At 46.7% G+C, this 12123-nt stretch carries 8 protein-coding genes and 1 riboswitch; all 8 genes read left to right on the plus strand.

Annotation, left to right across the window (positions count from 1 at the left end; genetic code table 11):
- Window positions 1-203: 203 nt before the first annotated feature.
- The 8 genes from NSQ20_RS14780 to NSQ20_RS14815 all read left to right on the plus strand — a co-directional run bounded on the left by NSQ20_RS14780 (window position 204) and on the right by NSQ20_RS14815 (window position 12077).
- Window positions 204-800 carry a biliverdin-producing heme oxygenase gene (locus NSQ20_RS14780; protein WP_100528920.1) on the plus strand — a complete coding sequence of 199 codons (597 nt, stop codon included), beginning with the start codon at window positions 204-206 and terminating at the stop codon, window positions 798-800.
- A 315-nt stretch (window positions 801-1115) separates the two neighbouring features.
- Complete coding sequence (locus NSQ20_RS14785) at window positions 1116-3656, plus strand: diguanylate cyclase (protein WP_340032854.1); 2541 nt, start codon at window positions 1116-1118, stop codon at window positions 3654-3656.
- A 209-nt stretch (window positions 3657-3865) separates the two neighbouring features.
- Entirely contained in the window at window positions 3866-5443 is a 1578-nt protein-coding gene (locus tag NSQ20_RS14790) for a TerB N-terminal domain-containing protein (RefSeq protein WP_340032855.1), read from the plus strand.
- A gap of 6 nt (window positions 5444-5449) precedes the next feature.
- Window positions 5450-6793, plus strand: coding sequence for an ATP-binding protein (locus tag NSQ20_RS14795; protein ID WP_340032856.1), 1344 nt, complete (start codon window positions 5450-5452; stop codon window positions 6791-6793).
- Window positions 6790-9009, plus strand: coding sequence for a DEAD/DEAH box helicase (locus NSQ20_RS14800; RefSeq protein ID WP_036608507.1), 2220 nt, complete (start codon window positions 6790-6792; stop codon window positions 9007-9009). The genes NSQ20_RS14795 and NSQ20_RS14800 overlap by 4 nt, the downstream gene beginning before the upstream one ends.
- Before the next feature lie 147 nt (window positions 9010-9156).
- Window positions 9157-9267, plus strand: a riboswitch (purine riboswitch).
- A gap of 106 nt (window positions 9268-9373) precedes the next feature.
- Window positions 9374-10327: a DMT family transporter gene (locus tag NSQ20_RS14805; protein ID WP_017688752.1), complete on the plus strand. Its 954-nt coding sequence runs from the start codon at window positions 9374-9376 to the stop codon at window positions 10325-10327.
- A 205-nt stretch (window positions 10328-10532) separates the two neighbouring features.
- Window positions 10533-10958, plus strand: coding sequence for a cupredoxin domain-containing protein (locus tag NSQ20_RS14810; protein WP_017688751.1), 426 nt, complete (start codon window positions 10533-10535; stop codon window positions 10956-10958).
- A 96-nt stretch (window positions 10959-11054) separates the two neighbouring features.
- On the plus strand, window positions 11055-12077 hold the full coding sequence (locus NSQ20_RS14815; RefSeq protein WP_036608497.1) for an SDR family oxidoreductase: 1023 nt from the start codon (window positions 11055-11057) through the stop codon (window positions 12075-12077).
- The last annotated feature ends 46 nt before the right edge of the window (window positions 12078-12123 follow it).

The following is a 12123-nucleotide window of genomic DNA, read 5'->3' on the forward strand; positions in this document are numbered from 1 at the left end:
AAATCTACTGCTTTCCAGATTATAGGGTCGTTTTTATTGTTTTCGGTTAATACTAAAACATACAGATTACAGTCAGTTAAAATAACAACGGAGAAATGTATTGGCTGTGTACGGATGTGGATTCATATAGTTTTCTCAAACAAGAATAAGTATACTTACATAGAGTCTTTGCTTGTAACAGATTGTGAAAGGGGATAACTACGATGACAGCAACAACTATTATGGAACGTCTGAAGAGCGAGACAGCTCATTATCACAGACAAGTAGAACAGAACCCTTATGCAAAAGCCATTATGAATCAAACTGTGACAATAGAAGAATATAGAACATATTTAGAGAAATTTTATGGATTCCTGAAACCGCTGGAAGATCAGGCTTTACAACAGCCTTTCTGGGGAAGTACGGGATTGGATATCGAGATTAGAGGCAAGGCTGGACTGTTGGAGAAAGATTTACGAAATCTGGGTGCCAGTGAAGAAGAGATCAGCCAACTTCCGCTCTGTGAAGAACTGCCGGATATTTCAACACCTGCCCGTTTGTTTGGATACCTGTATGTAATTGAGGGGTCCACGAACGGTGGACAAATCATGACCAAGCGTTTGTCCCAGTTCCTGCCCATTGAGGCTGATCGTGGTTTGGAATATTTCAATGCTTACGGCTCAGAGACAAGAACAAGATGGAGCGAGTTTACGGGGTTGCTGCAGCAGTCCATCAGTGCTCCAGAAGATCATGACAATATGGTGCATAGTGCATCAGAGACTTTCCGACTACTGGACCAGTGGATTAATACGGACAAGTAACATCCCTTTCATCAACCCAAACGCCTGTCGGGCAGATTTTTTCACATTTAAAAGGTATCTATATAAGTTGAAATAATACATTTACACCTAACGGAGAGGACAGAAAAAAGCTGGAAAAGCGAAGCGTTCGCCCAAAGCTTTCTGAAAGAAAGCTGCATCGGAAGCATACGCTTATAACCGGATTTTTCCTTTAAAAAAGGGAATCGATAAAATCTGGGGATAACAGCGATTGGAAGATTATTCTGTCATCGTAGTGCAATGTAAATAATCATTATTTCAACTTATATAACATCATGAGAGGGGATTTTCCTGGCCATGGCCGAACCGAAGTCCAAGAAAGAACAAAATTTGTTAAACCGCACACTGCTTCATCAGGGGACTTACACGAATGATCCTATAGATCTGAATAACTGTGATAAAGAACCGATTCATATCCCCGGCTTTATTCAACCTCATGGTGTTCTTTTGGCCATCAATACCAGTCATACGCCAACCATAGTTCAGTGTAGCCAAAATACGGAGGACCATCTGGGTATTGCCTATGAAGACGTTCTGGGCATGCCTTTGGAAAATCTGATCGGCGAGGAAGATGTACGCAAACTGTTGGCTAGCAGCTTCAATGCAGCTGTAACCTCTGATTTGCATTACATGGATCTGACCATTAAGGTATCCGGTGAAGACCGAATCTTTTCTTCTGTTCTTCATGAAAGTGAAGGTCTGCTTATTCTGGAAATTGAGCCTTTTTATGAAAAAGAGGACATGGAGACTACCGACTTTGAATGGATATCCCGTTTCTTTGGTCGGATCAAAAGTACAGATAGTCGCGTGGAAGCAAGTCAGATTGCGGCTGAACAGGTGAAGGGAATGCTCGGTTATGACCGGGTGATGATCTATGAGTTTGACGAGCAATGGAACGGTAAAGTAATTGCTGAAGCACGTGAACAAGAACTCGAACCATTCCTTGGACACCACTATCCGGCTTCGGATATTCCAAAACAGGCTCGGGAATTGTATCTTCGCAATTGGCTGCGAACCATTGTGAATGTCGATTATAAACCCGTCGAGATTGTGCCTATGCTCCAACCGCTCACAGGCAAACCGCTAAATTTGAGTCTTTCGGTCCTGCGCAGCGTATCTCCTCTTCATATCGAATATTTGCATAATATGGGTGTAGGTGCGACCGTCACGATCTCGCTTATTCATAACAATCAACTGTGGGGACTCATCACATGCCATCATTATTCTGCCAGATATGTACCCCATCGCGTACGGAATCTGTGCAATTTTCTGGGTGCGTTCTTCTCGAATGAATTGTTCCAGCGTCAGCAACTCGATGATTATCAAGCAGAGATCCAATCACGTGAAGCCGCTTCACGAATTGCCAACATATTTATCGGTAACACAAGTCCTGCCCGAGTACTTGAGGAATTACAGGGAGAAGAAGAGACGGTGTTAAATCTGATGGGTGCTGCCGGAGCAGCAATCTGTTACCAGGACAAGTTGTTGTTGTATGGTGAAACTCCGAACAGCGGACAGATTCGTGAACTGGCAGGTTGGCTTGCAGGAAAGTCTGAGGATTATAGTTATTACACGTCGAAACTGAGTTCTGAGTATGAAACATCCAAAGCTTATCAGGATAAGGCTTCCGGGGTTATTTATGTTGCCATTTCGCCTGGACAGCATAACTATATGCTCTGGTTCCGACCTGAGGTCGTACAGGTTGTTGATTGGGCGGGTGACCCAGCCAAAGCAGTGCTCAAGACGGATGATGGCATGCGATTATCTCCGCGTAAATCATTCGAGAAATGGCGTGAGGTTGTAAAATCAACTTCGTATCCATGGACATCCAAAGAGTTGAGCGTGTTACCTTTACTCAAAACCATTGTACGTCGGCAGACAGAGAACCAGTTGGTTCAGGCTGAAGAACAAGCGCTGCAGAATGCTCGTATTTTGCGACAGAATGAACAGCGTTATTTGCAGTTAATGGATTACTCGCCCGTGGCATTTTTTACTTTGACTGACGGTCAGATTATCTACTGTAATACTAAGGCTGCTGAGCTGCTCGGGTTCGAGAGTGCCAAAAACCTGATGGGCAAGGACTTCAGGGCGTTTGTACCTGAGCAAACGAGAGTGACGTTGCAACAGAATTTTGAGGAATTAAAGCACAATAACACAAGTTTGATTACCAGCCAGTCCTATTTCACCACAGCAGCAGGTACCTCATTGTTGCTTGAAATTACACTTGCTTCTGTTACGCATGCGGGTAAGCCATCTGTTATGGTCCTACTGCACAGTGGAACGTCTCACCATGAACAGGACAATTACACCGAAACGACGAGCCAGCTGCAGAGTTATCTGACGACAGATCCGCTAACGGATATGCCAATTCAGACGGTGTTCAAGTCACAGCTTCAAGATGACTGGGATGACTGTTTACAGGAAAAATGCAGTCTGGGACTGCTCATTATAGATATTGATGATTTCCGTTCGTATAATGCAGCATACGGCCTTCAAGGAGGCGACTTGTGTCTGCAATGGATCGGTGAGGTGCTTACGGTGGTTAGCGAACAGCATGAGGCGCAGATCTCTCGTCTTCGCGGAGGCACATTTATACTGAAATTGAAGAGCACAACGTCACAATATTCAGCTAAACTTGCAGAAGAGATCAGACAACATGTGTTGGCTCTACAGATTCAAAGGGAATCATCCGGTCCGAGTGGAGTCGTCACTGTTAGTGTCGGTGGTGCAGTACAGGTACCAGATGAGAATTCCAATGCATCCGAACTGATCGAAAAAGCGAGTCGAGCGCTGGCTCAAGCCAAAAGTGAAGGCAAAAATCGCGCAATTGTCGTGTGATTACGCCTGTGTAACGTTCGTTTTGAAACGATACAATCATTATTTGAAAAGAGTTAAATAGACATGATGAAAAGAGGGCAGAAATGCCTTCTTTTTTGTGTCCAGGAATGTCTAAATTTCGTCACCGCAGACACAGGACAAGTGATATAATGATCCCTATGGATACACTTGTTCGTATTCTGTCTTGGAGGAGGGTGAGATAACGTTCTATGAAAGACAACTCAAGACAATTGGAATTTATGGAGATAGATCTGAGTGAGGAACCTGAAACAGCAGCGGTTCCGGTTCCCGATCGTTCAACCATTGTGCAGTCTGCACATGATACGATGCCGCATCGTGGAGGGATATTGTCCTCAGAGAAACGTTTTGTAGAGGAAGCAAAGCAGTGGGCAGAGGTGGAGGGGGATGTATCCCCGTGGGTTCCCTTTATGAGTTACTGGCCAACGTATGGCGTGATGAATGAAGCCCAGCGCAAGTGGTATTTGTTTTGGAGGAAGGAAGTACGTCAGGGGAGATACCCGGATACCGATCTGTCCTATCTATTTGTTCATATCTACGAGTTAATTAACGGCATTGGCTGGCAGAATCCTCAGGATGGTTATGATCAATTGAAGCAGCTATGGGTGAACTACCGTGAACGGTTGCCCCAATTAAATATATATATGCAAGAGTGGATGGTCGATTATGTGCTGGTCCATCAGATGGAAATGTCCTTATCCGAGGTCATGGGCCTTTCGGGCGGATACCTGCCAGCAGAGATGCTGGATAGGGAGCTGCAACGCATTTTACAGGATAAGGTATCGGATATATCGCTGAATATGCTGCAAAGATACTATGATTACGATATTACGCTCAGTAAATTCTACAGAGATGGCGGCAAAGAAGTGATGGAGCAGTACATCCCGCGGGTCATGGCCTTGGTTGATTCGTACCTGAAACGTACGCGACAAGTTGGACTGTTGCCTGAGTGTGATCCTAACGATGAACGCACGATGGAGCGCATTCTGTTTCGCAAAGCAGTCTATGATGATTCGATCTATGGAAGATCGGTATCGTTCAGATATATGCCCATAGGTGAACAGGCTGAATTTGTGCAGATGGTTACGCGGATCTATCGATGTACTGAAAATAAACTTCGTGAACTGCTCGGATTCAGAGGCAGATTGCGAGGACAGACTCTTGAACCCGAACTTGCAAATCTGATTGAACGTTACCTGGACAAAACATACGCGATCGAACAGGTGAAGTCCGTGGAACAACCGATGATTCGTATTGATTCAGAGAAACTGGCGTCTTTACAGCAGGAAAGTGAGTACGTGCGATTGGCGCTTACAATTGAGGATGATCACCCTTCTGAAGTGAAGGATCAAGAGGTTAATAGCGCAAATGTTACAAGTAATCCATTCGATGTACTGGAAGCAAGGAATGAGATCACTCCAACTGAAGGTTCCATGGAGTCGGAGCCATCCGCAGAAGAGATTGCAACAGGAGCGCAAGTAGAATCGATTAGGTTGCAGTGGGACGAGTCTGCTGAGGCTGATCTGGATGAAGAATGGCTGCTCTTTGCCAATGAACTCTCCCCTCAGCAGGTACAGACGATTCATGTTCTACTTGGCGCAAGTCCAGATACGGAGCTGATGCGTCTGGCTGAGCAATATGGAACGATGCCTACGCTTCTGTTGGATGAAATTAATGATGTGGCTATGGAAACGATTGGTGATCTTCTGATTGATGGTGATCGGATTGTTCCTGATTATATAGATGTGTTCGAACATGTGAAGAGGTGATACGCAGTGACAGAACTTAAAATACCAAAGCGGCTGACCACCGCACTTGTAAATTCATTGACGGCGGGTGTTGTCCCACGAATTGGGCTGGAGCAGATTGCTGTTGGTCGGAAACCGGAAGTGGAAGCCATTTTGCGGGATATGGACAATATCGCTGAGGGCGGCGCAGCGTTTAAACTCATTACGGGTCGTTACGGCAGCGGTAAAAGCTTTCTTTTGCAGATGATTCGTAACTATGCGATGGATCGTGACTTCGTTGTTGCGGATGCGGATCTGTCACCTGAGCGTCGATTGGTGGGAACCAAAGGGCAGGGACTTGCGACATATCGCGAACTGATGACTCGTCTGTCTACACGCACACGTCCGGATGGGGGAGCGCTGGAGCCGATTTTGCAAAAATGGATCGCAGGGTTGCAACAATCCACGATGCAGAGTCAGAACCTGCGCCCGGATGATCCCGCTCTGCCACTGGAAGTAGAGAAGCAGATCTATGCGGTGACGGGGGAGATGCAGAATCTGGTTCACGGCTTTGATTTTGCCAAAGTACTGGCGTCATACTGGAACGGGTACAAGCTGGCTGATGATGATCGCAAACAGGCGGCCCTTCGCTGGCTTCGAGGAGAATTTGCAACCAAAACGGAAGCGAAAAAAGAACTGGCTGTTGGCGTTATCATTGACGATGACAACTGGTACGACTACTTCAAATTGTGGTCTGAATTCACAGCGCACATTGGTTACAAAGGATTGTTGTTGTTCATTGATGAAGCGGTGAATCTGTACAAAATTACAAACAGTGTCTCCCGCCAAAGCAACTATGAGAAATTGCTGACCATGTTCAATGATACGATGCAGGGCAAGGCAGAGCACCTGGGCATATTTGTAGGCGGTACACCGCAATTTGTAGAGGATGAACGGCGCGGATTATACAGCTATGAAGCGCTTCGCTCCAGGCTTATTGATGGTCGTTATGCAGCCAAAGCGTATGCGAATTACACAGGTCCGATCCTGAAGCTGGCGATGTTATCGCATGAAGAGATTCTGATTCTGCTCCAGAAGCTGCGACAGATTCATGCCTTGCATTTTGGATACAGCGCAAGTCTGACGGATGAACAATTGGTTGATTTTATGCAAACGGCGGTGAACCGGCTGGGTGCGGATGAATTGCTGACCACGCGTGAAGTGGTACGAGACTTTATGGATGTTCTGCATACGTTACACCAGAATCCTGAAGTGACTTATACTCAATTACTTGGCGAGCGGGTTGCCAAATCTCAGGAAACGGGTAAAGGGACAGATGCTTCCGCGAATACAGATGATCTGGACGACTTTCTGGCGGAGTTTGAATTATGAGTGATAATCCGTTCTATCGGCTGGCTCCGTTTGTTCAGGAATTTATATATAAAAAAAGATGGGAATCGCTTCGTCCTGCTCAGATTGAGGCCTGCAATATCTGTTTTCATACCCCACATCATATGCTGATTGCGGCGGGAACGGCCTCCGGCAAAACGGAGGCGGCTTTTTTTCCTGCATTGACCGAGCTGTATGAACGGCCTTCCAAGTCGGTTGGTATTTTGTACATTGGACCTCTGAAAGCTCTGATTAATGATCAATTCGAACGTCTTAAGGATCTGTTATCCGAAGGAAATATTCCGGTTTGGCATTGGCACGGGGACGTACCTCAGGCGGAGAAAACAAAACTGATGAAAAATCCGTCTGGTGTGCTCCAGATAACGCCAGAATCGTTGGAAGGTCTGCTCATGAATCGACCGAATGCAATCCCGGCGCTGTTTCATGACTTGCGATATGTCATCATCGATGAGGTGCATGCCTTTATGGGAGCGGATCGGGGCATTCAAGTACTCAGCGAGCTTGCCAGAATCGAGCGTATGGCTGGCTGTGCACCGCGAAGAGTGGGCTTGTCCGCCACACTTAGTGACTATGATGCGGCTACATCTTGGCTTGCTGCGGGAACGCAGCAGGGGGTGGATGTGGTCTCTTCCCCGGGCGGTCGCAAGTTGCGACTGCGGGTGGAACATTTCTCCTTTCCAGATGCACAGGACGAGGAGCAGGCGGAGCAGCTTCATAACGCACGTAAAGCGTACTACGACTTCATCTATGAGAGCACACATCGTAAAAAAGCGCTGATCTTCACCAACAGCCGAACGGATGCTGAAGTCACCATTCTTGAGATGCGGCGGGTCGCGGCTCGCAGGCAAGAGCGTGATGTGTTCCATGTGCATCATGGAAGTATCTCGGCCATGCTGAGGGAAGAAACGGAAGCTGCCCTACGCACAGGATCGGGGCCCGCGGTTGCTGCGGCAACGGTCACGCTTGAACTGGGCATCGATCTGGGCGAACTGGAACGTGTGGTTCAGCTCGGTGCACCGTATAGTGCGTCCAGCTTTGTACAGCGTCTGGGACGTTCAGGGAGACGAGAGGACATGGCATCAGAGATGCTTTTTGTATGTCCGGAGGAAGAGGATGAGGAAGCGCAATTGCCAGCGCGGATGCCGTGGACGTTGATGCGTGCGATTGCTGTTATCGAACTGTATGTAAAAACGAAGTGGGTCGAGCCGCTTGAAGCCCGCAAAATGCCCATAGGTGTGCTCTACCATCAGACGATGAGCATGTTGAAAAGTATGGGGGAGGCGGAGCCGAGAGATCTTGCGGAATCCATCCTTTCGCTGGCGCCATTTGCGTTGATTAGACCTGATCAATATCAGGTATTCCTGAATTACCTCATTGAGACGGATCATCTGCAATGGACAGAGGATCGAACATTGATCATCGGTCTGACAGGTGAGAAAATTGTGAATAATTATCGCTTCTACGCCGTGTTTAAAGACGATGAGGAACATAAAGTACTAAACGGCTCGGAAGAGATTGGTTCGATTACAACCGTGCCCCCACCTGGCTATTGCTTCTCGCTCGCAGGCAAACTGTGGAAAGTGGAAGAGGTCGATCACAAGCACAAGGCTGTGTATGTGAAGTCTGCAAAAGGTAAAGTAGATACATTATGGCTTGGCGCGGGAGGAGATATTCATACGTCGGTCGTACAGAAAATGCGTGAAGTGTTGTCCGACTCGACCATCTATCCCTATCTGTCACCACAAGCCGTCAATCGACTTGAACGGGCGCGCCGCCTAGCTCGTGAAAGCGGACTGTTGAAGCAGGTCGTGATTCCGGCAGGGGGAGATTCGATGTATGTTCTTCCTTGGGTAGGAAGTAAATCATTCCGTACATTGGAGCGCCTGATGAAGCATAATCTGTCCAAGAAACTTGCCTTGCGTTCGGTTGTGCCCATGGAGCCATATTATTTTGTAGTGTCCGGCAAGGTCGACGAACGAACATTGTTAGCCGAGATCATGAGTGAGTGTCGAACGGCTGAAGACGCATCTGCGTTACTGGCTGAAGATGAAGCGCCTTATCTGGGCAAGTATGATGAATTTGTCGCGCCGCCTTTGATCCGTGAGGCTTTTGCTGTGGATGGGTTAGATTTAGATGGATTGAAGGCAGGTTTACAACAAACATTGGAGTGGGACTCCTCAAGCTCCAATCGAACATGACGTTTTTACGTAATCAGAATACTCGAAGTATAGTACAGCGATCAAAGCGACTCGGTGTAATAATTTAGTTCAACTTTTTATACGGAATAGGGTTGACACCATCTCACCTCCCATGTAATATATGAAAAGTCGTCACACACGAATTACATCAAATTGCATATATCATTTCGTATAACCTCGCAGGCCGAAAGTGTACACAGGGCGAGGGTCTCTACGGGAAGCCTATACTTCCTAACTACGATGCCAAGGAATCATTGTATTCCTTGCTCGTAGTTAGGATTTTTTGCATTTAGATGGTGTCTGTGACCTTGGCATGAACCAACATGCGGGCGTATTTTTCTTATCATCAGGAGGTTTATTCACAATGAAATATTATCTGTCCGTTCTCGCGGGAGCGATGAGCTATGGCATATTATCCACGATTGTGGTTCTGGCGTACGGCGAAGGATATAAACTTGGAGAGGTTGTGGGAGCACAGCTGATCACGGGTTTCCTTCTATCCTGGATGCTGGCGCTATACACAAAATTTAGAACAAAACGTAAGTCACAGGCAAATGGCAAAGCATCAGGAGCCGTGGCACAGGTATTCAAGCGGTTGACGTGGAAACAACGTCTGATATTGATGGCTGCTGGAACACCAACGGTAATTACAGGTCTCGTGTATTATCAGTCTTTGCGTTACATTCCGGCTTCACTTGCCATTATCCTGTTGTTCCAGTTCACATGGATTAGCGTATTGATTCAGGCGATAAGCAAACGGCAACGTCCAGACAAAGTCACGTTCCTGACGTTGATCATTCTGTTTGGTGGAACTTTGCTGGCAGCGGGTTTCCTGGAACAAGGATTGGGTGAGTTCAACGGTCTGGGTATTGCTCTTGGACTAATGGCAGCCGTAAGTTATTCCCTGTTTGTCTTGTTCAGCGGCAAAGCGGTTCCTTCAGCGCATCCAGCCTTCCGCAGTGCGTGGATGGTTACAGGCGGATTGATCCTGCTGTGCATTTTGTTCCCGCCGACATTCCTCTTTAACGGATTGATCTGGAGCCAGTTGCTTGTATTTGGATTGCTGCTTGGATTCTTCGGGGCATTCATTCCACCAGTACTGTTCGCTATCGGCGTTCCGCATATTGGTGGTGACATGGCCGGAATCCTGGGTGCAGTGGAGCTTCCAATTGCAGTATTGTTATCCTCAATCGTGCTCCATGAGCATGTCAGCGGATTGCAATGGTTCGGAGTTATTATTGTACTCATTGGTGTAGCCCTGCCAGAGTTGTATAAATTACGCATGAGACGAAGTCGGAATACACCGATCTATTCCTGAGTTATACCAAAAGGGATATAGCAAAGCATGAACGGGAATACCCGTAGATAAGCCTGAGAAATCAGGCTTTTTCTATTGAAATATTTTTGCTCAATCGCAATAGCCCAGAGGGGTCATTTTCATTGTCATGCGAATCAGGTATGCTTAATGAATACATCCGTCTGTTGATTGAATATTGATGGGACATCGAATGAGGAGTGTTTATATGAAAAGCTGGTTTGGAAAAACATGGCCTTGGTTAACGCTGGGTCTGACCGTTGTTGTACTGCTTGGATCATTTTTGGTTTATTTTATGGGCAAAGACGTATCCCCGGGATCGGGAAGTGCAGTAACTGCACAAGCTGAGACTCCGGAGGATTTGAAGGGATATGAAGTCATTGATGTGGACGTGAGCAACGATGGTTTTGGACCAGACGTTATCGAGGTGAAAGCTGGCGTACCGACCAAAATCAACTTTATTCTGACCCGGTCGGTGACACATGTGAAATCAGTGGGATCACAAAAGCTTGGCATGGATCTATACATGCAAAAGGGACCCAATTATTATACGGTTGACAAAGATCTGCCCAAGGGAGAATATGAGATCCATTGCGGCATGTACATGATATATGCAACGATTAAGGTCGTATAAGCAGAAGGAGCAAGGTTTCGGGTCACCGAGCTTTGCTCCTTTTTTTGGTGCGTGATATCATGAGAAAGTGGGTAAAATCGATCAGGAGGTGGCGAAATGAAAGCGCTATTTATTGGAGGGACAGGCACGATCAGTACGGCCATTACGGAGATGCTTGCACAGCAAGGCTGTGAACTTTATTTAATTAATCGCGGCAATCGGAACGATGAGTTGCCAGCAGAAGTCAAGGTACTTCAAGCTGATATTAATGACGAGGCACGTGTAGCGGAACTGATAGCTGATCTGGAATTTGATGTTGTGGCAGACTTTATCGCTTTTGTACCGTCTCAATTGGAGCGAGATTACCGTTTGTTCAAGGATAAAACCAAGCAGTTTATATTTATAAGTTCAGCATCAGCGTATCAGACTCCTCTGGCCGATTACCGGATCACGGAAGGCACGCCCTTATCGAATCCATACTGGGAGTATTCTCGCAACAAGATTGCCTGTGAAGACTATCTGATGAAACAATACCGCGAGCATGGATTCCCTGTGACCATCGTGCGTCCGAGCCATACGTATGGCGACAAATCGGTACCTCTCGGTGTTCATGGTGCTCAAGGCAGCTGGCAGGTTCTCAAGCGTATCCGTGAAGGAAAACCCGTTATCATCCACGGAGATGGCACCTCACTGTGGACCATTACGCACAATACTGATTTTGCCAAAGGGTTTATCGGGCTTATGGGAAATATCCATGCCATTGGTGAATCGGTACATATCACCTCGGATGAATCCGTCACCTGGAATCAGATTCATGAGATTATAGCTGGCGTGTTGGGTGTTAAGCTTCATGCGGTACATGTACCCTCTGAGTTCTTGGCCGCATGCAGTGATCAGGATCTTCGCGGCGGATTGCTGGGTGACAAAGCCAATACCGTTGTGTTTGATAACAGTAAGCTGAAGCGGCTTGTTCCGGAATTTGTAGCAACGACAAGAGCCGATCAGGGCATTCGAAGTACGATTGAACACATTCTGGAGCATCCTGAGTTACAGACCGAAGATCCGGAATTTGATGTATGGTGTGACAAGGTCGTTGGCGCATTGGACGAAGCGTTATTAAAGATCAGAGATGAGAAATGAGAAGTAAGGCGTTCATGATCAAGTGTTTACATTCATGCGCTTAATC

This window comes from Paenibacillus sp. FSL K6-1122, from assembly GCF_037977015.1.
In the GTDB taxonomy this organism is placed as follows: Bacteria; Bacillota; Bacilli; order Paenibacillales; family Paenibacillaceae; genus Paenibacillus; species Paenibacillus amylolyticus.